16 protein-coding genes are annotated in these 22,624 nt (G+C 72.4%); 11 read left to right on the top strand and 5 right to left on the bottom strand.

What is annotated here, in order from left to right; translation table 11 throughout:
• The first annotated feature begins 31 nt into the window (after positions 1–31).
• A complete protein-coding gene (locus B7C62_28565; protein ID ARF75772.1) occupies positions 32–862 on the top strand; it encodes a serine protease in 831 nt (276 codons plus the stop codon).
• A gap of 357 nt (positions 863–1,219) precedes the next feature.
• On the opposite strand, the gene B7C62_28570 is transcribed toward B7C62_28565, so the two are convergent.
• On the bottom strand, positions 1,220–1,450 hold the full coding sequence (locus tag B7C62_28570; protein ID ARF75773.1) for a hypothetical protein: 231 nt from the start codon (positions 1,448–1,450) through the stop codon (positions 1,220–1,222).
• Positions 1,451–1,897: 447 nt separating this feature from the next.
• On the opposite strand from B7C62_28570, the gene B7C62_28575 reads away from it, so the two are divergent.
• From B7C62_28575 to B7C62_28585, 3 genes are all read left to right on the top strand, one after another.
• The gene (locus B7C62_28575; GenBank protein ARF75774.1) at positions 1,898–4,024 is read left to right on the top strand and encodes a DNA topoisomerase IV subunit B; all 2,127 of its coding nucleotides are present in this window, start codon (positions 1,898–1,900) and stop codon (positions 4,022–4,024) included.
• A gap of 213 nt (positions 4,025–4,237) precedes the next feature.
• Positions 4,238–4,738 (top strand): hypothetical protein, encoded by a 501-nt coding sequence (locus B7C62_28580; protein ID ARF75775.1) that lies wholly within the window; start codon positions 4,238–4,240, stop codon positions 4,736–4,738.
• Positions 4,735–6,327: a cation acetate symporter gene (locus B7C62_28585; GenBank protein ID ARF75776.1), complete on the top strand. Its 1,593-nt coding sequence runs from the start codon at positions 4,735–4,737 to the stop codon at positions 6,325–6,327. Before B7C62_28580 ends, B7C62_28585 begins: the two co-directional genes overlap by 4 nt.
• Here B7C62_28585 and B7C62_28590 read toward each other — a convergent pair.
• The gene (locus B7C62_28590; protein ID ARF75777.1) at positions 6,324–7,025 is read right to left on the bottom strand and encodes a two-component system response regulator; all 702 of its coding nucleotides are present in this window, start codon (positions 7,023–7,025) and stop codon (positions 6,324–6,326) included. The two genes, B7C62_28585 and B7C62_28590, sit on opposite strands and share 4 nt — an antisense overlap.
• Positions 7,022–8,716, bottom strand: coding sequence for a histidine kinase (locus B7C62_28595; protein ARF75778.1), 1,695 nt, complete (start codon positions 8,714–8,716; stop codon positions 7,022–7,024). Before B7C62_28595 ends, B7C62_28590 begins: the two co-directional genes overlap by 4 nt.
• 214 nt (positions 8,717–8,930) lie before the next feature.
• Here B7C62_28595 and B7C62_28600 point away from each other — a divergent pair, with 214 nt between their 5' ends.
• Together B7C62_28600 and B7C62_28605 are read left to right on the top strand one after the other, a co-directional pair.
• Positions 8,931–9,950, top strand: coding sequence for a LacI family transcriptional regulator (locus tag B7C62_28600; protein ID ARF75779.1), 1,020 nt, complete (start codon positions 8,931–8,933; stop codon positions 9,948–9,950).
• Between the two features lie 119 nt (positions 9,951–10,069).
• Positions 10,070–11,197, top strand: a complete 1,128-nt coding sequence (locus tag B7C62_28605; protein ARF75780.1) for a cobalamin biosynthesis protein CobW — start codon at positions 10,070–10,072, stop codon at positions 11,195–11,197.
• Between the two features lie 113 nt (positions 11,198–11,310).
• Here B7C62_28605 and B7C62_28610 read toward each other — a convergent pair whose 3' ends face one another.
• Complete coding sequence (locus tag B7C62_28610; protein ARF75781.1) at positions 11,311–13,764, bottom strand: DNA topoisomerase IV; 2,454 nt, start codon at positions 13,762–13,764, stop codon at positions 11,311–11,313.
• Between the two features lie 279 nt (positions 13,765–14,043).
• On the opposite strand from B7C62_28610, the gene B7C62_28615 reads away from it, so the two are divergent.
• From B7C62_28615 to B7C62_28630, 4 genes are all read left to right on the top strand, one after another.
• Positions 14,044–15,420, top strand: coding sequence for a peptidase M16 (locus tag B7C62_28615; protein ID ARF75782.1), 1,377 nt, complete (start codon positions 14,044–14,046; stop codon positions 15,418–15,420).
• A 26-nt stretch (positions 15,421–15,446) separates the two neighbouring features.
• Entirely contained in the window at positions 15,447–16,817 is a 1,371-nt protein-coding gene (locus tag B7C62_28620) for a peptidase M16 (protein ARF75783.1), read from the top strand.
• A gap of 469 nt (positions 16,818–17,286) precedes the next feature.
• The gene (locus B7C62_28625) at positions 17,287–18,114 is read left to right on the top strand and encodes a peptidase (GenBank protein ARF75784.1); all 828 of its coding nucleotides are present in this window, start codon (positions 17,287–17,289) and stop codon (positions 18,112–18,114) included.
• A gap of 223 nt (positions 18,115–18,337) precedes the next feature.
• Complete coding sequence (locus B7C62_28630; protein ARF75785.1) at positions 18,338–19,045, top strand: GntR family transcriptional regulator; 708 nt, start codon at positions 18,338–18,340, stop codon at positions 19,043–19,045.
• A 174-nt stretch (positions 19,046–19,219) separates the two neighbouring features.
• Here B7C62_28630 and B7C62_28635 read toward each other — a convergent pair whose 3' ends face one another.
• Complete coding sequence (locus B7C62_28635) at positions 19,220–19,501, bottom strand: phosphocarrier protein HPr (protein ID ARF77412.1); 282 nt, start codon at positions 19,499–19,501, stop codon at positions 19,220–19,222.
• A gap of 165 nt (positions 19,502–19,666) precedes the next feature.
• Between B7C62_28635 and B7C62_28640 the strand changes: the two genes are divergently transcribed.
• The gene (locus B7C62_28640) at positions 19,667–22,600 is read left to right on the top strand and encodes an acyl-CoA synthetase (GenBank protein ID ARF75786.1); all 2,934 of its coding nucleotides are present in this window, start codon (positions 19,667–19,669) and stop codon (positions 22,598–22,600) included.
• Positions 22,601–22,624 lie beyond the last annotated feature (24 nt).

Here is a 22,624-nt window from a genome sequence, read left to right on the forward strand (position 1 = left end):
GATCGTTGCCACCTCAGCGTCAGGAGCCTTCATGCCCCGTTCCGTCGTCCGTGCCCTGACCGGGGTCCTCGCCCTGGCCGCCGCGGCGGCCGTACCGCCGCTCGCCTCACCGTCTCCGGCGGCCGCCGACAGCATCGTCGTCGGCGGCCGTCCCGCCCCCGTGGCGGACAGCCCCTGGGTGGTGGCCCTGTCGAGCCGCGACCGGTTCGGAGGGGCGCGCTCGGGCCAGTTCTGCGGCGGGGTCGTCGTGGCGCCCACGAAGGTCCTGACGGTCGCCCACTGTCTGGGTGAAGAGGCGCTCGGCGGCCCCGTGAGCCGGGTGCGGGATCTGCGCGTCATCGCCGGGAGGGACCGGCTGAGCGACCGGACCGGTCAGGAGATCCCCGTCCGGGGCGTCTGGGTCAATCCGGCGTACGACTCCGCCACCAACGCCGGCGACCTCGCGGTGCTCACCCTGGCCCGGGCCCTCCCGCAGGGCAGCGTCATCCCGATGGCCCGGGCCGGGGACGAGGCGTACCGGGCCGGGACGGCGGCCGCCGTCTACGGGTGGGGGGATACGACCGGAGCCGGTACGTACGCCTCCGTGCTGCGCTCCGCCCGGGTCCAGGTCCTGCCGGACGGCGAGTGCGCCCGCGCCTACCCGGGCGGCCGGGAGGGCACGTACGACGCCTCGGGGATGCTCTGCGCGGGCGATCCGAGGGGCGGGCGGGACGCGTGCCAGGGCGACAGCGGCGGGCCGCTGGTGGCCCGTGGGCGGCTCATCGGCCTGGTGTCCTGGGGGAGCGGCTGCGGGCGTGCGGGCAGCCCCGGGGTGTACACCCGGGTCTCGGCGGCCGTGAAATGGGCCGAGGGCCGCATCTGAGCGGCTGAGGGCTGAGCGAGCGGGGCCCGCGGCGAGCCCCCCAAGCCCCCCGGAAGCGCCTGTCGGCCCCCGGAAGGGTCTGAGCCCGTGACGGCCCGGCTCGGCCGCACCAGGGCCTTGCCGGGCCACACGCAAAGGCCCCCGCGCAGTCCTGGGCCGTCCTCACGACGGTCACGACGGCCCCCGGCGTCCCACAAGGCCCACGGGCCCCTGGCGTCCCACAAGGCCCACGGGCCTCTGGCGCCTCACGAGGCCCACGGCATCCTCACGACGACGAGAACGGGCGGCGCCCCTTCTGGGGGCGCCGCCCGTCGGCCGGTCCTGGACCGGCCCCTGGCTCGTCGTGGATGCGAGGTGTCAGTGTTGGTCCTCGTCGGCGGTCGCCTGCACGGCGGTGAGCCGATCCGTCTCATCCTGTATTTCCGCGGCGATCTTCTTGAGTTCCGGCTCGAACTTGCGCCCGTGGTGGGCGCAGAAGAGCAGTTCACCGCCGCTGATCAGGACGACGCGCAGATATGCCTGGGCGCCGCAACGGTCACAGCGGTCTGCTGCGGTCAGCGGGCTCGCGGGGGTCAGAACAGTAGTCACGTCGCCTCTTCTCTAGCTCGACGAGCTGTCGTACCAGGGTCAACATCCAACCAGGCCGAAAACGTTCCCGCTCGTGGCTTTTCTTCGAAACTTCTTCTCGGGATGGCTGTCAGTTGCCGGTTGGCGGCGAATGTGCCGTATGCGGAGCGCTACGGTTTCGCATTGCTTGTCTCGGGGGTCGGTCCCGCCGGCCGGCTTGCCGGTTTGTTCATGAGGACGTGCCCGGAGCCTAAATGGTTCATGCCTCGAAGGGAACGTGATGTGCACGTCACCCTGACGATTGATCGAACATCCATGCGAGCCCGGATGAAGCTCGACTAGCATGAGGATTCCCCAAGGGTGGCGTTACAACCGCTCTACCAGGGCTCTGTAGGCTCTCAGCGGCAACCGACGCCGACCGTGATACCCACCAAGGGCCCAGATGAAATTCAGCGAGGAGCGAACCGCGTGACCGCCGAAACGTCCGTGCCGTCCACCGCGATGCTGACCGCAGCAGCCGGCGACCGGGACAGCTCCAACTACACCGCGCGGCACCTTCTCGTCCTCGAAGGGCTTGAGGCGGTCCGCAAGCGCCCCGGGATGTACATCGGGTCCACCGACAGCCGCGGGCTCATGCACTGCCTCTGGGAGATCATCGACAACTCCGTCGACGAGGCCCTGGGCGGTCACTGCGACCAGATCGAGGTCATCCTCCACGACGACTCCTCCGTGGAGGTCCGGGACAACGGCCGCGGCATCCCCGTGGACGTGGAGCCCAAGACCGGCCTCTCCGGCATCGAGGTCGTCATGACCAAGCTGCACGCCGGCGGCAAGTTCGGCGGCGGCTCCTACGCGGCCTCCGGCGGCCTCCACGGCGTCGGCGCCTCCGTGGTCAACGCCCTCTCCGCCCGGCTGGACGTCGAGGTCGACCGCAACAGCGCGACCCACTCCATCAGCTTCCGGCGCGGCGTCCCCGGCATGTTCACCGAGCAGGGCCCCGACAGCCCCTTCGACCCCGCCAACGGCCTCCGCAAGGGCAAGCGCGTCCCCAAGACCCGTACCGGCACCCGGGTCAGGTACTGGGCGGACCGGCAGATCTTCCTCAAGGACGCCAAGCTCAACCTGGAGACGCTCCACCAGCGGGCCCGCCAGACCGCCTTCCTCGTCCCCGGCCTCACGATCATCGTCCGCGACGAGCGGGGGATCGACGGCGAGGGCAAGACCGAGGAGACGTTCCGCTTCGACGGCGGCATCAGCGAGTTCTGCGAGTACCTGGCGCAGGACAAGGCCGTCTGCGACGTCCAGCGGCTGACCGGCACCGGTACGTTCAAGGAGACCGTCCCGGTTCTCGACGACCGGGGCCACATGACCGCGACCGAGGTCACCCGGGAGCTCGGCGTCGACATCGCGCTGCGCTGGGGCACCGGCTACGACACCACCGTCCGGTCCTTCGTGAACATCATCGCCACCCCCAAGGGCGGCACCCACGTCACCGGGTTCGAGCGCTCGCTGACCAAGACGGTGAACGAGGCGCTCCGCTCCCAGAAGCTGCTCCGGGTCGCCGAGGACGACGTCGTCAAGGACGACGCCCTCGAAGGGCTCACCGCCGTCGTCACCGTACGGCTGGCGGAGCCGCAGTTCGAGGGGCAGACCAAGGAGGTGCTCGGCACCTCGGCGGCCAACCGGATCGTCGCGGCCGTGGTCGCCAAGGAGCTCAAGGCGTTCCTGACCTCCACCAAGCGGGACGCCAAGGCCCAGGCCCGCGCGGTCCTGGAGAAGGCCGTCGCCGCCGCCCGTACGCGGATCGCGGCCCGCCAGCACAAGGACGCCCAGCGCCGCAAGACCGCGCTGGAGTCCTCATCGCTGCCCGCCAAGCTCGCCGACTGCCGCAGCGACGACGTCGGGCGCAGCGAGCTCTTCATCGTCGAGGGGGACTCGGCGCTCGGCACCGCCAAGCTGGCCCGGAACAGCGAGTTCCAGGCGCTCCTGCCGATCCGGGGCAAGATCCTCAACGTCCAGAAGTCGTCCGTCTCCGACATGCTGAAGAACGCCGAGTGCGGCGCCATCATCCAGGTCATAGGAGCCGGGTCCGGACGGACCTTCGACATCGACGCCGCCCGCTACGGCAAGGTCATCATGATGACCGACGCCGATGTGGACGGCTCCCACATCCGCACCCTGCTGCTGACCCTCTTCCAGCGCTACATGCGCCCGATGGTCGAGGCCGGACGGGTCTTCGCGGCGGTGCCCCCGCTCCACCGGATCGAGCTGGTCCAGCCCAGGAAGGGCCAGGACAAGTACGTGTACACGTACTCGGACAACGAGCTGCGCCAGACCCTGCTGGAGTTCCAGCGCAAGAACGTGCGCATCAAGGAGTCCATCCAGCGCTACAAGGGCCTCGGCGAGATGGACGCCGACCAGCTGGCCGAGACCACGATGGACCCGCGCCACCGCACGCTGCGCCGGATCAACATCGGCGACCTGGAGTCCTCCGAGCAGATCTTCGACCTCCTCATGGGCAACGAGGTCGCGCCCCGCAAGGAGTTCATCACCCGCTCGGCCGCGACCCTGGACCGCTCGCGCATCGACGCGTAAGGCGTAAAGGCTCACGCGTCGGCTTCTGAGGCCCCCGCTCCCCGGACCACCGGGAGGCGGGGGCCGCGTACGTTCCGGGGCCCGCGCCGCAGCCGTCCGGGACTTCTGTCACCTGAAGAGGTGAATTCGGGCGAATGACGCGCCCGGCATCTTCCGGAACCGCTCATGGTTGGCTACGCGGCCGAAAAGGTCCGTGGACAAGGGAGTTGCTCGGTGGAGAAGGAAGCAGGACCGGCGACCGCGGGAGTGCGGCTCGACGATCCGTGGTACGAGGCGTCGGCCGCGGGCTGGGACGGGGCGGAGGACGCCGCGGGCGCCGCGCCCGACGGCACATCCGGCCCCGGGGGCCCCCGGCCGGGGCCCGACGCGGCCGAGGTCTACCTGGCGGTGCACCGCAGCGCCGCCTTCCGCGAGGTGCGCCGCCGCTACCGCCGCTTCGTGGTGCCCGCCGCCCTCGCCTTCCTCCTCTGGTACCTCGCCTACGTCGTCGCCGCGACCATGGTGCCCGGGCTGATGGCCCGCCCGGTCGCCGGCGCGGTCAACGTGGCGATGGTGGCGTGTCTCGGCCAGTTCCTCACCACCTTCCTCCTCACCTGGGCGTACGCACGCCACGCGCGGCTGCGCCGGGACCGGGCGGCGCTCGACCTGCGGTGGGACACCCAGGAGATGACGCGAGAGGTGACCGGGCGGACGGCGGGAGGGCCCGTACGGTGAGAGGCGACCACCAGACACTCGCCCTGCTGCTGTTCTGCGCGTTCATCGCGGTGACGCTCTTCATCACCACCTGGGTCAGCCGCAACCGGCAGGGCTCCGCCGAGGAGTTCTACGCAGGCGGACGCCTGTTCTCGCCCATGGAGAACGGATTCGCCATCGCCGGTGACTACATGTCGGCCGCCTCCTTCCTCGGCATCTCCGGGCTGATCGCCCTCTTCGGCTACGACGGCATGCTCTACTCCGTGGGCTTCCTGGTCGCCTGGCTGGTGGTCCTGCTCCTGGTCGCCGAACTCGTCCGCAACTGCGGCCGCTTCACCCTCGCCGACGTGGTCGCCGCCCGGCTGGCCGCGCGCCCGGTGCGTACCGCGCTCGGCACCTCGTCCGTCACCGTCTCCGTGCTCTACCTGGTCGCCCAGATGGTCGGCGCGGGCTCCCTGGTGGCCCTGCTGCTCGGCGGTACGAGCGACGCGGCCCGCTCCTGGACGGTGGTCGGCGTCGGGGCGCTGATGGTCATCTACGTCTCCTTCGGCGGGATGCGCGCCACCACCTGGATCCAGATCGTCAAGGCCGTGCTGCTGATGGGCGGGGCCGTCACCCTCACCGTGCTCGTCCTGGTCCAGTTCCGCTTCGACGTCAACAGCCTGCTCACGACCGCCGCCGAACGCAGCGGCCACGGCAAGGACTTCCTCGCCCCCGGTCTGCGGTACGGCGGCGACTGGATCGCGCGGTTCGACTTCATCAGCCTGGGCGTGGCGCTCGTCCTCGGCACGGCGGGGCTGCCGCACATCCTGGCGCGCTTCTACACCGTGCCCACCGCCCGCGCCGCCCGCCGGTCCGTCGTCTGGTCCATCGGCCTCATCGGCAGCTTCTATCTGATGACGATCGTGCTCGGCTTCGGCGCCGCCGCCCTGGTCGGCTCCGCGGAGGTCCGCTCCTCGAACGCCGCGGGCAACACCGCTGTGCCGCTGCTGGCCCTCGACCTCGGCGGCGGTGAAGGGTCCACCGGCGGAACGGTTCTCTTCGCGGTCGTCGCCGCCATCGCCTTCGCCACCATCCTGGCCGTCGTCGCGGGCATCACCCTCGCCTCCTCGGCCTCCGTCGCCCACGACCTCTACGCCTCGCTCCGCCGCCCCGGCCGCAAGCAGTACGGCGAAGTGGCCGTCGCCCGGTTCGCCGCCGCCGGGATCGGGGCGGTGGCCATCGCGCTCGGCCTCCTCGCCCAGAACCTCAACGTGGCCTTCCTGGTCGGCCTCGCCTTCGCCGTGGCCGCGTCGGCGAACCTCCCGGCCCTGCTCTACGCGCTGTTCTGGCGGAACTTCACCACCCGGGGCGCGGTCTGGGCGGTGTACGGGGGCCTTGTCCCGGCCGTCGTCCTGGTCCTGGTCTCACCCGTCGTCTCGGGCAGCCCCGCGTCCCTCTTCCCGGGCGTCGACTTCCAGCTCTTCCCGCTGGAGAACCCGGGGCTCGTCTCGATCCCGCTCGGCTTCCTGGCGGGCTGGCTCGGCACGGTCACCTCGCGCGAGAAGCCGGACGAGGCCAAGCACGCCGAGACGGAGGTCCGGGCGCTGACGGGGGCGGGGGCCGCCTAGGAAGCCTCCTGGGGACCGTCGGACGCTCCCCGGGACCACGCGTACCGGTGCTCCGGGCGGCCCGTCTCGCCGTACCGCAGCGTCAGCCGGACCTTGCCCGTCCGCTCCAGCAGCTTCAGATAGCGCTGCGCGGTCTGCCGGCTCATCCCCGCGCTCTCCGCGACCTCCTGCGCGGAGAGCGGCCCGTCCGCCTCGCGCAGCGCCCGCCGGACCAGCTCGGCGGTGGTGGGGGAGTGGCCCTTGGGCAGCTCAGGACCGCCCGCCGCCCACAGGGCGCCGAACAGCCGGTCCACCTCCGCCTGCTCGGCCTCACCGCCGCCGTCGAGCGTACGGCGCAGGGCGGCGTACGCCTCCAGCTTCGAACGCAGACCGGCGTACGTGAACGGCTTCACCAGGTACTGGAGCGCGCCGTGCCGCATCGCGTCCTGCACGGTCGCCACATCGCGGGCGGCGGTCACCATGATCACGTCCGCCCGGTGGCCCAGCCGACGCAGCTCCCGTACGACGGCGAGGCCGTTGCGGTCCGGAAGGTAGTGGTCCAGCAGGATCAGGTCCACCTGCACCTCGTCGGCCACGGCCAGCGCCTGCGCCGCCGAGTGGGCCTGCGCGGCCACCCGGAATCCGGCGACCTTGGCCACGTACGCCGCGTTGACCCGCGCCACCCGCACGTCGTCGTCCACGATCAGGACCTGGATCACCGGCTCTCTCCCGTCGTGACCGTCGCGATCGTCGTGGCCGTGTCCGATACGGGTTCTGGGTCCGGTACGGGCTCCGGGGCGGCCAGCGCCTCCGGGAGGACGACCGTGAACACCGCCCCGCCCCCGTCGGCCCCGGCGACGGTCACACCGCCTCCTTGCCGCTCCGCGAGCCTGCGCACCAGGGGGAGCCCGAGGCCGCGCTTGCCGTGCGCCGGGAGGCCCTTGGTGGACCAGCCCTCGGTGAAGATCGACGCGTACCGCTCCGGGGCGACCCCGGGGCCGCTGTCCCGCACCCGCAGCACCACCGTACGGCCCTCGGCCCGCAGCCCGACCTCGATCCGGGCGTCCGCCGACCCGGCCGCCGCGTCCGTGGCGTTGTCGACGAGGTTGCCGACCACCGTGACCAGCCCGCGCGGGTCCACCACCCGGTCCGGCAGCAGCGTGCCGGGCGCCAGCCGCAGCGCGACACCGCGCTCGGCGGCCACCGTCGCCTTGCCGACGAGCAGCGCGGCCAGCAGCGGGTCCCGTACCTTCTCGGTGACCTGCTCCGCCGTCGCCCGGTGGACGCCCACCACCTCCGTGACGAACTCCGTCGCCTCCTCGTGCATCCCCAGCTCCAGCAGGCCCAGCAGGGTGTGCAGCCGGTTGGCGTGCTCGTGGTCCTGGGCGCGCAGCGCGTCGATCAGCCCGGTGGTGGAGTCGAGCTCGCGGCCGAGGTGCTCCAGCTCGGTCCGGTCGCGCAGGGTCACCACCGCCCCGCCGTCGTCCGTCTCCATCCGGTTGGCCAGCAGCACCCGGCCGCCCTGGACGGCCAGCAGGTCCTCGCCCACCACCCGCCCCGCCAGCACGTCCGCCGTCCGGCCGCCGTCCAGCACCGCCTCCAGCGGCCTGCCCGCCGCTTCCGGGCCGAGCCCGAGCAGCCGCTGCGCCTCGTCGTTGAGCAGCCGGATACGGCCCGTGCCGTCGAGCGCGACGACCCCTTCGCGTATGGAGTGCAGCATCGCCTCGCGCTCGGTCAGCAGCGCGGAGATATCGGAGAACGCCAGGTCATGGGTCTGCCGCTGGAGCCGCCGGGAGATCAGGTACGCGGCGAGGGCGCCGACGGCCAGGGCGCCGCCCGCGTACGCGAGGAGCCCCGGGATCGCGCCGAGGAGGCGGGCGCGGACGCTGTCGTACGCGATCCCGACCGAGACCGCCCCGACCACCTCGCCCGAGGCGTCACGCAGCGGCGCCTTGCCCCGGGCCGAACGGCCGAGGGTGCCGCTGTCGATCTCCATCACGTCCTCGCCGCGCAGCACGTCCCCGGGGTCGGTGGAGACCACGTCGCCGATCCGGTCCGCCTCCGGGTGCGACCAGCGCACGCCCCGGCGGTCCATGACGACGACGTACTCCGCGCCGGTGGCCCGCCGGACGCGTTCGGCGGCGGACTGTACGGGGCCCGGGGCGGACGGTTCCGTGGTGCGCAGGTCCTCCGCGATCCCCGGCTGGGCGGCCGTGCTCCGGGCGATGGCCAGCGCGCGGAGCATGGCCTCCTCGTCGAGCCGGTCGCCGAGTGGGGCCAGGAAGAGGCCGGTGACCAGCACGGTGACGCCCGTGACGACGGCCAGCTGCATCAGCAGGACCTGGGAGAAGACCCGCTGAGGCCAGCCGAACCGGCGGGGTCCCCGGCCGGAGGGCGGTGGGGCGTTCATCGTACGAACGGTAGAGGGCGCGGGGCCGCCCGGAAACCCGCGGGGTTCCCCGGCCGTCCCCCTTGCCTGGCGGCGCGCCTTCTGTGAGCGTTCTCGTACGGGGAGTTCGTACGCGGAGTTCGTACGGGGTGTCCGTCGGGTGTTCCGGGGGCGTCGCGCGGAGAGTTCGCCGGTGACGCAATTCGCTTGCACTTCTTGCGCTAATCTTGCGTTCATGACGCGACGACTTGCTCAAGTGGCCCAGAAGGTGGGAGTCAGCGAGGCGACGGTCAGCCGGGTGCTGAACGGTAAGCCGGGCGTCTCCGACGCCACCCGGCAGGCCGTGCTCTCCGCGCTGGACGTCCTCGGCTACGAGCGGCCCACCCAGCTGCGGGGCGAACGCGCCCGGCTGGTCGGGCTCGTCCTGCCCGAGCTCCAGAACCCGATCTTCCCGGCCTTCGCCGAAGTGGTCGGCGGCGCCCTCGCCCAGCAGGGGCTCACCCCGGTGCTCTGCACCCAGACCAAGGGCGGGGTCTCGGAGGCCGACTACGTCGAGCTCCTCCTCCAGCAGCAGGTCTCCGGCGTGGTCTTCGCGGGCGGCCTCTACCACCAGGAGGACGCCCCGCACGACCACTACAAGGTGCTCGCCGACCGCAAGATCCCCGTCGTCCTGATCAACGCGGCCATCGACCGCCTCGGCTTTCCGGGCGTCTCCTGCGACGACTCCGTCGCCGTCGAGCAGGCATGGCGCCACCTCGTCTCGCTCGGCCACGAGCGCATCGGCCTCGTCCTCGGCCCCTCCGACCACGTGCCCTCGCAGCGCAAGCTCGCCGCCGCCCGGGTGCTCGCGGCGGAGACCGGCACCTCCGTCCCCGACGAATGGGTGGCGCGGGCCATGTTCTCGCTGGAGGGCGGCCAGGCGGCGGCCATGCGGCTGCTGGAGCGGGGCGTCACCGGCATCATCTGCGCCAGCGACCCGCTCGCCCTGGGCGCGGTCCGGGCCGCCCGCCGCCGGGGGCTCTCGGTGCCCGCCGACGTCTCGGTCGTGGGCTACGACGACTCGGCGTTCATGAACTGCACCGAGCCGCCGCTGACCACCGTCCGCCAGCCCATCGAGGCCATGGGGCGCGCGGCCGTGGAGCTGCTCTCGGTCCAGATCGGCGGGCGGGCCGTACCCTCGGACGAGCTGCTCTTCGAACCCGAACTGGTGGTGCGCGGCTCCACCGCCCAGCCGCCGCGCGAGAATTCCCTCTGATCCGTAGCTAATTTGCGCTGCTCGGCCCCTTGGTCCGGACCTACAGGGCAGGCAGCGGCCCCTTCAAGGCGCCGAGACCGGTCCCCGCGCCCCGACCGCTCACCCGAGGAAGGCCCCCGTTGACCCCGCCCCGCACCCCGCAGATCCCGGTCGTCGTCCTGGCGGGCTTCCTCGGCTCCGGCAAGACCACCCTCCTGAACCACCTCCTCCGCAACCGCGAGGGCACCCGGATCGGCGTGATCGTCAACGACTTCGGGTCCATCGAGATCGACGCCATGACCGTCGCGGGGCAGGTCGGCTCGACGGTCTCCCTCGGCAACGGCTGCCTGTGCTGCGCGGTCGACGCGAGCGAACTCGACATCTTCCTGGAGACGCTCACCCGCCCCTCTGCCCGGCTGGACGTGATTGTCATCGAGGCGAGCGGCCTCGCCGAACCCCAGGAGCTCGTCCGGATGCTGCTGGCCAGTGAGAACCCGCACATCCTGTACGGCGGTCTGGTCGAGGTCGTCGACGCCGCCGAGTTCGACGCCACCCGGGAGCGCCACCCCGAGCTCGACCGGCATCTGGCCGTCGCCGACCTCGTCGTCCTGAACAAGACCGACCGGGTGGGAGAGGCCGAGCGGGAACGGCTGCTGAGGGCGGTCGGAGCGCTGAGCGGGCCCGCCGCCGTCATCACCGCCGTGCACGGCCGGATCGACCCCGAGCTGCTCTTCGACCCCGCGATGCGGCCGGACGGCGACGAGAGGACCCGTCAGCTCACCTTCGAGGACCTGCTGCGGGAGGAGGAGGGCGACGGCGGTCACGGGGACCATCTGCACGCGGCCTACGAGAGCGTCGAGTTCACCTCGGACGTCCCCATGGACCCGCGCCGCTTCATCGCGTTCCTGGACTCCCGGCCCGAGGGCCTCTACCGGATCAAGGGGTTCGCGGACTTCGGCGCGGGGGACCGGGACAACCGGTACGCGCTGCACGCGGTCGGCCGGTTCCTGCGCTTCGTGCCGCAGCCGTGGGCGCGGGGCGAACAGCGGCTCACCCAGCTCGTCATGATCGGCTCCGGGATCGACGCCGAGGCGCTGCGCGCCGGGCTCGCCGCCTGCCGCACGGAGCCCGGCACCGACACCCCGGACGCCGAACGCGCCATGTGGGGCGTGCTCCGGTACGTACAACAGGAACCGGACCCCGTGGACGTACGAGAAGGAGACGTACGCGAAGGGGCGGACGTGGAGGAAGCGGCCGCGGAGGCGTAACAGGCAGCGGCCCGGAGGCATGAACACCTCCGGGCCGCTCCCGACCGTACGGAACGGGCCCTGCCCTCGACCGTACGGAACAGAGCCTGCCCCCGACCGTACGGAACAGGGGCCTACAGCGGCGGTCCGGCGATCACGGCCACCGGCTGGAGCAGCGGAGTGCCCGAGCCGTCGCGGCGCGGGTCCGGCTCCGGCAGCTGCGACGGGGTGCCGTTCCGCTGCGCGGCGCGGGCCGGGGTGGCGCCCGCCCAGGCGAAGACCAGGACGTCCTCGCCCTTCAGGAACCGCTGGCAGCGCACCCCGCCGGTCGCCCGGCCCTTGCGCGGATACTGGTCGAACGGCGTCAGCTTCGACGTCAGCACCGAGTCGTCCAGCGTGCCGTGCGAACCGGCCACCGTGAACACGGCCGCGTCCGCCGCCGGGTCCACCGCCGTGAACGACAGCACCTCGGCCCCGGCCCCCAGCTTGACGCCCGCCATGCCCCCGGCGGCCCGCCCCTGCGGACGCACCGAGGCCGCCGGGTAGCGCAGGAGCTGGGCGTCGGAGGTGATGAAGACCAGGTCCTCCTCGCCCGTACGCAGCTCGGTCGCGCCCACGATGCGGTCACCGTCCTTGAGGGCGATGACCTCCAACTCGTCCTTGTTGGCCGGATAGTCCGGCACGACGCGCTTCACCACGCCCTGGAGCGTCCCGATCGCCAGCCCGGGGGAGGCGTCGTCGAGCGTGGTGAGGCAGATCAGCTCCTCGTCCGGGTCCAGGTTGAGGAACTCCGAAATCATCGCCCCGCCCGAGAGGTTGGGCTCCGCGTGGGTGTCCGGAAGCTGCGGCAGGTCGATCACCGAGAGCCGCAGCAGCCGCCCGGTGGAGGTCACCGCCCCCACATCGCCGCGCGCCGTCGCGGCGACCGCCGAGACGATCACGTCGTGCTTGGTCCGCCGGGCGTCCTCGGCGATCTCCACCGGCTCCGCGTTGGCCGTACGGGCCAGCAGGCCCGTCGAGGAGAGCAGCACCCGGCACGGGTCGTCGGCGACCTCCAGCGGTACGGAGGCGATCTGCGAACCCGCCGACTCCAGCAGCACCGTGCGCCGGTCCGTGCCGAACTTCTTCGCCACCGCCGCCAGCTCCGAGGAGACCAGCTTGCGCAGCTCCGCGTCCGACTCCAGGATCGCCGTCAGCGCCTCGATCTCGCTGTTGAGCTTGTCGCGCTCGCTCTCCAGCTCGATCCGGTCGAAGCGGGTGAGGCGGCGCAGCGGGGTGTCCAGGATGTACTGCGTCTGGGTCTCGCTCAGCGAGAAGCGCTCCATCAGGCGCTCCTTCGCCTGCGCCGAGTTGTCGCTGTCCCGGATGATCCGGATGACCTCGTCGATGTCGAGGAGCGCGACGAGCAGCCCCTCGACCAGGTGCAGCCGGTCGCGGCGCTTGGTGCGGCGGAACTCGCTGCGCCGGCGCACCACCTCGAAGCGGTGGTCGAGATAGACCTCCAGCAGCTCCTTGAGGCCCAGGGTGAGCGGCTGGCCGTCGACCAGCGCCACGTTGTTGATACCGAAGGACTCCTCCATCGGCGTCAGCTTGTAGAGCTGCTCCAGCACCGCTTCCGGCACGAAGCCGTTCTTCACCTCGATGACCAGACGCAGGCCGTGCGCCCGGTCGGTGAGGTCCTTGACGTCGGCGATGCCCTGGAGCTTCTTCGCCGAGACCAGGTCCTTGATCTTGGCGATCACCTTCTCCGGGCCGACGGTGAAGGGCAGTTCGGTGACGACGAGGCCCTTGCGGCGGGGCGTCACGTTCTCCACGGCCACGGTCGCGCGGATCTTGAACGTGCCGCGGCCGGATGTGTACGCGTCCTTGATGCCGGTGAGCCCGACGATCCGGCCGCCGGTCGGCAGGTCGGGGCCGGGGACGAAACGCATCAGCGTCTCGATGTCGGCGCCCGGGTGCTTGATCAGGTGGCGGGCGGCGGCGATGACCTCGCCCAGGTTGTGCGGGGGCATGTTGGTCGCCATACCGACCGCGATGCCCGAGACGCCGTTGACCAGGAGGTTGGGGTAGGCGGCCGGGAGGACGACCGGCTCGCGCTCCTGGCCGTCGTAGTTCGACTGGAAGTCGACCGTGTCCTCGTCGATCGCCTCCGTCATCAGAGAGGTGGCGTCGGCCATCCGGCACTCGGTGTACCGCATGGCGGCCGGCGGGTCGTCGTTGCCCAGCGAGCCGAAGTTGCCGTGGCCGTCGACCAGGGGCAGCCGCATCGAGAAGGGCTGCGCCATCCGCACCAGGGCGTCGTAGATCGACGCGTCACCGTGGGGGTGCAGCTTGCCCATGACCTCGCCGACGACGCGCGCGCACTTCACATAGCCGCGGTCGGGGCGCAGTCCCATCTCGTTCATCTGGGACACGATGCGCCGGTGCACCGGCTTCATGCCGTCGCGGGCGTCGGGCAGGGCCCTGGAGTAGATCACCGAGTACGCGTACTCGAGGAAGGAGCCCTGCATTTCGTCGACGACGTCGATGTCGAGGATCTTCTCCTCGAAGTCGTCCGGCGGCGGGGTCTTCGTGCTACGGCGGGCCATCGCGGCTGCGACTCCTTCTCGGATTCACGGATTCTGATCGGACAACCTGGGGTACTGATGCGGACCATTGTGGACCTCCGCACTGACAACGCGGACCTCGACCCGTCCGAAGCGGTCCGAGGGGCCCCGTGGCGGCTCCGCTCGCGGCGGCCGCGACACCATCGACGGAAACTTCCGCGGAACGGGAACTTCGCGAGGTGCCGGTGCGCTTGCTTAGAGTGGCAGGTCTGGCGGGGAGTACCGGTCAGGAAGTCCAGCATCGCGATCGAAGGGACGTACATGCCCATGGGTCACACGGCCACCGCACAGGCCGGTTCCGGCGGCTTGACAGCGACCGAGCACCGCCTGGCCAACGGCCTGCGCGTGGTGCTCTCCGAGGACCATCTGACCCCGGTCGCCGCGGTCTGCCTCTGGTACGACGTCGGTTCGCGCCACGAGGTCAAGGGACGCACCGGCCTGGCTCACCTCTTCGAGCACCTGATGTTCCAGGGCTCGGGACAGGTCAAGGGGAACGGCCACTTCGAGCTCGTCCAGGGGGCCGGCGGCTCGCTCAACGGGACGACGAGCTTCGAGCGGACCAACTACTTCGAGACCATGCCCACCCATCAGGTGGAGCTGGCCCTCTGGCTGGAGGCCGACCGCATGGGCTCCCTCCTCGCCGCGCTCGACGAGGAGTCCATGGAGAACCAGCGCGACGTCGTCAAGAACGAACGGCGCCAGCGCTACGACAACGTGCCCTACGGCACCGCGTTCGAGAAGCTCACCGCCCTCGCCTACCCCGAGGGCCACCCGTACCACCACACCCCGATCGGCTCCATGGCCGACCTGGACGCGGCGACCCTGGAGGACGCCCGCGCGTTCTTCCGTACGTACTACGCGCCCAACAACGCGGTGCTCTCGATCGTCGGGGACATCGACCCCGAGCAGACCCTCGCCTGGGTCGAGAAGTACTTCGGCTCCATCCCGTCCCACGACGGCAAGCAGCCGCCGCGCGACGGCACCCTGCCCGAGATCATCGGCGAGCAGCTGCGCGAAGTGGTCCACGAGGAGGTTCCGGCGCGCGCCCTGATGGCCGCCTACCGCCTCCCGCACGACGGCACCCGCGCCTGCGACGCGGCCGACCTGGCGCTCACCGTGCTCGGCGGCGGCGAGTCCTCCCGGCTGCACAACCGCCTGGTCCGCCGCGACCGTACGGCGGTGGCGGCGGGCTTCGGGCTGCTGCGGCTCGCCGGGGCGCCTTCGCTGGGCTGGCTGGACGTGAAGACCTCCGGCGGGGTCGAGGTGGAGACGATCGAGGCCGCCGTCGACGAGGAGCTCGCCCGGTTCGCCGCCGAGGGCCCTACCCCGGAGGAAATGGAGCGCGCCCAGGCCCAGTTGGAGCGCGAGTGGCTGGACCGCCTCGGTACGGTCGCGGGCCGCGCCGACGAACTGTGCCGGTACGCGGTCCTGTTCGGCGACCCGCAGCTCGCCCTGACCGCCGTGGGACGCGTCCTGGACATCACCGCCGACGAGGTGCGCGAGGCGGCCGCCGCGGCCCTGCGCCCCGACAACCGGGCGGTGCTGGTCTACGAGCCCGTCGAGCCGGCCGAGGCCGACGGGACCGACGGCTCTGACGGGGCCGCGGGCACCGACGCGCTCGAGGGAGCGGACAAGTGAGCGACGCCGCCGTGACGGGAGTAGCCATGGAGTACCACCCGCAGCCGACCCCGGGCACCGCCCGGCCGTGGGCCTTCCCCGCCCCCGAGCGCGGCGCCCTGCCCAACGGGCTGACCGTGCTGCGCTGCCACCGCCCCGGCCAGCAGGTCGTGGCCGTGGAGATCTTCCTGGACGCGCCGCTGGACGCCGAGCCCGAGGGCCTGGACGGCGTGGCCACGATCATGTCGCGCGCGCTCTCCGAGGGCACCGACAAGCACAGCGCCGAGGAGTTCGCCGCCGAGCTGGAGCGGTGCGGCGCCACCCTGGACGCGCACGCCGACCACCCCGGCGTCCGGGTCTCCCTGGAGGTCCCGGCCTCCCGGCTGGCCAAGGCGCTCGGCCTGGTCGCCGAGGCCCTGCGCGCCCCGGCCTTCGCCGAGAGCGAGATCGAGCGGCTCGTCGGCAACAGGCTGGACGAGATCCCGCACGAGCAGGCCAACCCGTCCCGGCGCGCCGCCAAGCAGCTCTCCAAGGAGCTGTTCCCGGCCACCGCCCGGATGTCCCGCCCCCGGCTGGGCACCGAGGAGACGGTGCGGCGGATCGACGTCGCCGCCGTGCGCGCCTTCTTCGACGCCCATGTCCGCCCGGCCACCGCGACGGCCGTGATCGTCGGCGACCTCACGGGCATCGACCTGGACGCCCTCCTCGCCGACACCCTCGGCGACTGGTCGGGCGACCCGGGCCAGGCCCGCCCGGTCCCGCCGATCACCGCCGACGACACCGGCCGCGTGGTCATCGTGGACCGCCCCGGCGCGGTCCAGACCCAGCTGCTGATCGGCCGCATCGGCGCCGACCGGCACGAGCGCGTCTGGCCCGCCCAGGTGCTCGGCACGTACTGCCTGGGCGGCACCCTCACCTCCCGGCTGGACCGGGTGCTGCGCGAGGAGAAGGGCTACACCTACGGCGTACGGGCCTTCGCCCAGGTCCTGCGCTCCTCCGGCCCCGACGCGGGCGGCGCGGCGATGCTCGCCATCAGCGGTTCTGTGGACACCGAGTCCACCGGCCCGGCGCTGGAGGACCTCTGGAAGGTCCTGCGGACACTGGCGGCCGAGGGGCTGACCGACGCCGAGCGCGAGACGGCCGTGCAGAACCTGGTGGGCGTCGCCCCGCTGAAGTTCGAGACGGCCGCCTCGGTCGCGAGCACCCTGGCCGACCAGGTCGAGCAGCACCTGCCCGACGACTACCAGGCCCAGCTGTACGCCCGCCTCGCCGAGACGGGCACCGTGGAGGCGACCGCGGCCGTGGTCAGCGCCTTCCCGGTGGACCGGCTGGTCACGGTCCTGGTGGGGGACGCGTCCCGGATCGAGGAGCCGGTGAAGGCGCTCGGCATCGGAGAGGTGACCGTCGTCAGCGGCTGACACACCGTCGGCGCACCGGCACCGGCACCGGCACCGGCACCGGACAACCGGCACGTCGGAATGCCGACACATGGATATCGCCGCACAAGGGAGTGCCCCGGCGGGCAGCGGCTCGCCGGGGCACTCCCTTATGTCCGCTTATCGGCCATTTAGGGAACTTAGGTAGTCAACTTCCCTTCTGCCCTGTGGGATGCGCGACAAATCCCCCTCTCCGTTTGGCGCGGGCGAGGCGGCCCGCCTAGCGTCGGCCCGGCTGTCCGTCACCCGTATGCCGCATCCGCGGCGCCGGGCAGCCATCGCCGAGTCCCCGTCAGGCGCGAGCCTGGGGAGCCGGGGACCCACACGCAGTCCCTGGGGTGAATCGGAGGTCCGTGCCGCGAACCGGCCCGGACGTCCGTAGGAGACCTTCCTGCTCCGAACCCGTCAGCTAACCCGGTAGGCGAGAAGGAAGGAAAGGATCAGCCCCTCCATGGCGTTCACCCGTGCCACCGGGAAGCACCGTGCCCCGAGCCGCCTGACCCGCCGCAGCGCGCGGGCCGCCGGCGTCGCGGCCCTGGCCACCACCGGAGTCATCGGTTCCCTGGCCTCCCCGGCCGCGGCGGCGGACTCCGGGTCCCCCAAGGCCACCGAGACCGGACTCACCCGGACCATCGCCCTCAACGCCACGCTCGCCGAGCAGATCGAGGCCCAGGCCCGTGCGCAGGAGCAGCGGGCCGAGGCCGTCGCGAAGGCCGAGGCCGAGGCGGCCGCCGCGGCGAAGGCCAAGGCCGAGAAGGCGAAGGCCAAGGCCAGGGCGAAGGCGGAGGCCGAGCGCAAGGCCGAGGCCCGCGCGAAGGAGATCCGTGAGGAGAAGGCCCGGGCCGCCCGCGCCGCCGAGCGCACCCGCCTCAACTCCTTCCACCTCCCGGTCGCGGGCTCGTACGTCACCACCGGCTACAAGTCGGGCGGCGCGCTCTGGTCCTCCGGCAGCCACTCCGGCGTGGACTTCCGCGCGGCCTCCGGCAGCTCCGTCGTCGCGGTCGGCGCCGGTACGGTCGTCGAGGCGGGCTGGGGCGGCGCGTACGGCAACAACATCGTGCTCCGGATGGCGGACGGCACGTACACCCAGTACGGCCACCTCTCCTCGATCGGCGTCTCCGTCGGCCAGAGCGTCACCTCCGGCCAGCAGATCGGCCTCTCCGGCTCCACCGGCAACTCCACCGGCCCGCACCTCCACTTCGAGGCCCGGACCACCCCGGAGTACGGCTCGGACATGGACCCCGTCGGCTACCTCCGCTCGCACGGCGTGAACGTCTGACCCCACCCCGCGCGACCCCTTCACTCCCGAAGGCCCCGGTTTCCCGCCGGGGCCTTCGGCGTGCGCCGCGAAAGCCCTGTACCGCGTCACTCCACCCCGACCCTTGGCCAGAAGATATCCATCAATTCCGGCCTGCCATCGGAAATTGCGGCGGATTGCCATAGAGTCACGGAACAGGCGTCGGCCGGCCGCGTTTCGCGGGGATGAAGGCGGAGGTTCGGACATGCGCATTCCCGCGCATTCGGTATGCACGGCAATCCGTGACGACATCGTCTCCGGTGTCTACGAGCGCGGCAGCCGCCTCACCGAGGAGCTGCTGGCACGGCGGTACGGGGTCTCCCGCGTCCCGGTCCGCGAGGCGCTGCGCACCCTGGAGTCCGAGGGCTTCGTCACCACCCGCAGGCACGCCGGGGCCTGTGTCGCCGAACCCACCGAACGGGAGGCGGCCGATCTGCTGGAGCTGCGGATGCTCCTGGAGCCGCTCGGCGCGGCACGGGCCGCCCAGCGCCGTACGGAGGCCCACCTCAAGGTCCTGCGCGGGCTGGTCAGACTGGGCCAGGAGCGGGCCCGCAGAGGGGAGGGGGAGGATCTGCGGTCGCTGGGCGGCTGGTTCCACGAGACCCTCGCCCAGGCGTCCGGCAGCCCCGGCCTGATCGCCCTGCTCACCCAGCTCAGACACAAGATCGCCTGGATGTACGCGGTCGAGCAGCCTGCCCGCCCGGCCGAGTCCTGGGCCGAGCACGGCGCCATTGTGGACGCGGTGGCGCGCGGTGACGCGGAGCGGGCCAGGGCGCTGACCGCCCAGCACGCGGAACGGGCCGTCGGCGCCCACCGGCTGCGCCGCCCGGACCGCTCCGGCCGCCGCGCCGCGCCCCCGCCCCGGGTGAGTTCTTCGCAACACGGCGTAAACATCGCGGGTGTCCGCCATTAACAAGGACGCCGTATACAAAGAGAGAAGTAATTCCGGAGGGCGGCGACGGCTTTATTCGCGCTGTCCGAATAAAGCTTGCGATAGCTCGCTGTCGGAAATAGCGAAAGAGCCGTGGTCCCCCTCAGGGGAACCACGGCTCAGATCCGTCACCGTCGTACGGCCCGGGGCGGGTCGTCAGACGGTTTCGGGAAGCTCCTCGAGACCCTCGGCGACCAGCTTCGCCAGGCGGTCCAGGGCGGCCTCGGCGTTGTCCGCGTCGGACGCGAGCACGATCTCCTCGCCGCCCTGCGCACCCAGACCCAGCACCGCGAGCATGGAGGCGGCGTTGACCGGGTTGCCGTCGGCCTTGGCGATCGTCACGGGGACGCCGGAAGCCGTGGCGGCACGGACGAAGATGGAAGCGGGGCGGGCGTGCAGGCCCTCGGCCCAACCGACGTTTACGCGGCGCTCAGCCATGGTTCTGCCCTTCACATATCAACGGTTGTCTAGACCAGTCTCTCATGCGGTGCGCGATGCTGTGCCCGGCCTCCCTCCCCTCCGACGGGCCCCGGCCGGGGCCGTCCTCACACTGCCCCGGTACCGATCCCTCCGCGACCGGGACGTCGGCCGTAGGCTTTGCCCATGGAGCCCACCCCGGAGCAGAGTCCGCATCACGCGTACCCCGACCACTGGGAAGCGGACGTGGTCCTCCGCGACGGTGGCACCGCACGCATCAGGCCGATCACCACGGACGACGCCGAGCGGCTGGTCAGCTTCTACGAGCAGGTGTCCGACGAGTCGAAGTACTACCGGTTCTTCGCCCCGTACCCCCGCCTTTCCGACCGGGACGTGCACCGCTTCACCCATCACGACTACGTCGACCGGGTGGGACTGGCCGTCACGATCGGCGGCGAGTTCATCGGAACCGTCCGCTACGACCGCATCAACGAGCAGGGCAGGCCCGCCTCCGCCCCCGCCGACGGGGCCGAGGTCGCCTTCCTCGTCCAGGACGCCCACCAGGGCCGCGGAGTCGCCTCGGCGCTGCTCGAACACATCGCCGCCGTCGCCCGGGAGCGGGGCATCCGGCGCTTCGCCGCCGAGGTGCTCCCCGCCAACAACAAGATGATCAAGGTGTTCCGGCACGCCGGGTACACCCAGCAGCGCAGCTTCGAGGACGGCTCCGTCCATCTCACCCTCGACCTCGAGCCCACCGAGAAGTCCCTCGCCGTGCAGCGCGGCCGGGAGCAGCGCGCCGAGGCCCGGTCGGTGCAGCGCCTCCTCGCCCCCGGCTCCGTCGCGGTGATCGGCGCGGGCCGCACACCCGGGGGAGTGGGCCGTACGGTCCTGCGCAACCTCCTCGCCGCCGGGTTCACCGGCCGCGCCTACGCCGTGAACCGCGCCTTCGACGAGGACCTCACCACCCTCGACGGGGTCCCCGCCCACCGCTCCGTCGGCGAGATCGACGAACAGGTCGACCTCGCCGTCATCGCGGTCCCCGCCCACCGCGTCCCCGAAGCCGTCGCCGACTGCGGGGAGCACGGCGTCCAGGGCCTCGTCGTCCTCTCCGCCGGTTACGCCGAGCGGGGCTCCGCCGGCCGCGAGCTCCAGCGCGAACTGGTCCGCCAGGCCCGCTCGTACGGCATGCGGATCATCGGCCCCAACGCCTTCGGCATCATCAACACCGCCGACTCCGTCCGGCTGAACGCCTCCCTCGCCCCCGAGTCGCCCGCCCGCGGCCGGATCGGCCTCTTCACCCAGTCCGGCGCGATCGGCATCGCCCTCCTCTCCGGCCTCCACCGGCGCGGCGCGGGCCTCTCCTCGTTCATCTCGGCGGGCAACCGGGCCGATGTCTCCGGCAACGACTTCCTTCAGTACTCGTTCGAGGACCAGGACACCGACGTCGCCCTCCTCTACCTCGAATCGCTCGGCAACCCCCGCAAGTTCACCCGCCTCGCCCGCCGCACCGCCGCCGTGAAGCCGGTCGTCGTGGTGAAGGGCGCCCGGCACAGCGGCTCCAACCCGCCCGGCCACGCCGTCCCGGTCAGCCGCATCCCCGACACCACCGTCTCCGCCCTGATGCGGCAGGCGGGCGTCATCCGGGTCGACACGGTGACCGAGATGGTCGACGCCGGACTGCTCCTGGCCGACCAGCCGCTCCCGGCCGGCCCCCGGGTCGCGATCCTCGGCAACTCCGAGTCCCTCGGCCTCCTCACGTACGACGCCTGCCTCGCCGAGGGGCTCCGCCCGCGCCCGCCGCGCGACCTCACGACGGCCGCCTCCCCGCAGGACTTCCGGGACGCGCTGACCGAGGCGCTCGCCGACGGGACCTGCGACGCCGTGATCGTCACCGCCATCCCGTGGGTGGGGGAGAACGGCGAGGCCGAGACCGGTGACGGCGAGGTGCTGGCCGCCGCGCTGCGCGGCGCCGCCGCCGGGGGCCCGGCCAAGCCCGTCGCGGTCGTCCATGTGGAGATCGGCGGCCTCGCGGAGGCCCTGGCCGCCGCGAGCAGCACGGCCGCGCCCCGCACCCGGCCCACGACGCTCGCCGCCCAGCCCTCCGCCGCCTCAGGAGCGCCCACCGGGCCGGGCGCGGCAGCCGCACAGACCCCGGACACCCCGGCACCCCCCACCCCCTCGGGCACCCCGGCGGACCCCGCACCGGAAGCCGCCCCCGAGCCTCCCCAGCCTCCCGCCCGCCCCGGCCGCATCCCCGCCTACCCGGCCGCCGAACGCGCCGTACGGGCCCTCGCCGAAGCCGTGAAGTACGCCCAGTGGCGGCGTCAGGCGGCCACCCCCGGCAAGGTGCCCGAGTTCCTCGACGAGACCATCGACGAGCCCGGCGCCGCCGCCCTGATCGACACCCTGCTGGGCACCGCCGCCGACCCGCGCGGCCGGGCCCTCACCCACGACGAGGCCCGCGAGCTGCTCGGCCGCTACGGCATCCCCGTACGCCCCACCTTCCCCGCCCCGGACGCCGAGGCCGCCGTGGCCGCCGCCGCCCGGCTCGGCTACCCGGTGGCGCTGAAGACCACCGCACCCCATCTGCGCCACCGCGCCGACCTCGGCGGCGTACGGCTCGACCTCGCGGACGAGGACGCGCTGCGCCGCGCGTACGGAGACCTCACCGACCTCCTCGGCAAGCCCGCCGAACTCCTCCCGGTCGTCCAGTCCATGGCCCCGCGCGGTGTGGACACCGTCGTACGGGCCTCCATCGACGCCGCCGCCGGGGCCATCCTCTCCTTCGGCCTCGCGGGCGCCCCCTCCGAGCTCCTCGGCGACACCGCGCACCGGCTGGTTCCGGCCACCGACCGCGATGCCGCCGAGCTGATCCGGTCGATCAAGGCGGCCCCGGTGCTGTTCGGCTGGCGAGGCTCGGCGCCCGTCGACACCCCGGCCCTGGAGGAGCTGCTGCTGCGGCTGTCCCGGCTGGTCGACGACCACCCCGAAGTGGTCTCCGTGGCGCTGGAGCCGGTGGTCGTCGCCCCCCACGGCCTGACCGTGCTCGGCGCGAGCGTCCGCCTCGCCCCGCCGCCCCCGCGCGGCGACCTCGGCCCCCGCCGCCTCCCGAACTACTGACCGCCCCAGGGCGTCCCCGGCAGT

Origin of the sequence: Kitasatospora albolonga, assembly GCA_002082585.1 — a bacterium.
In the GTDB taxonomy this organism is placed as follows: domain Bacteria; phylum Actinomycetota; class Actinomycetes; order Streptomycetales; family Streptomycetaceae; genus Streptomyces; species Streptomyces stephensoniae.

What these genes read in the sequence shown, in the direction of transcription:
- B7C62_28615 (ARF75782.1), top strand. Translation starts at nt 14,044, where the DNA reads ATGCCCATGGGTCACACGGCCACCGCACAGGCCGGTTCCGGCGGCTTG.
- B7C62_28610 (ARF75781.1), bottom strand. Translation starts at nt 13,764, where the DNA reads ATGGCCCGCCGTAGCACGAAGACCCCGCCGCCGGACGACTTCGAGGAG.
- B7C62_28640 (ARF75786.1), top strand. Translation starts at nt 19,667, where the DNA reads ATGGAGCCCACCCCGGAGCAGAGTCCGCATCACGCGTACCCCGACCAC.
- B7C62_28595 (ARF75778.1), bottom strand. Translation starts at nt 8,716, where the DNA reads ATGAACGCCCCACCGCCCTCCGGCCGGGGACCCCGCCGGTTCGGCTGG.
- B7C62_28565 (ARF75772.1), top strand. Translation starts at nt 32, where the DNA reads ATGCCCCGTTCCGTCGTCCGTGCCCTGACCGGGGTCCTCGCCCTGGCC.
- B7C62_28620 (ARF75783.1), top strand. Translation starts at nt 15,447, where the DNA reads ATGGAGTACCACCCGCAGCCGACCCCGGGCACCGCCCGGCCGTGGGCC.
- B7C62_28625 (ARF75784.1), top strand. Translation starts at nt 17,287, where the DNA reads ATGGCGTTCACCCGTGCCACCGGGAAGCACCGTGCCCCGAGCCGCCTG.
- B7C62_28630 (ARF75785.1), top strand. Translation starts at nt 18,338, where the DNA reads ATGCGCATTCCCGCGCATTCGGTATGCACGGCAATCCGTGACGACATC.
- B7C62_28600 (ARF75779.1), top strand. Translation starts at nt 8,931, where the DNA reads ATGACGCGACGACTTGCTCAAGTGGCCCAGAAGGTGGGAGTCAGCGAG.
- B7C62_28635 (ARF77412.1), bottom strand. Translation starts at nt 19,501, where the DNA reads ATGGCTGAGCGCCGCGTAAACGTCGGTTGGGCCGAGGGCCTGCACGCC.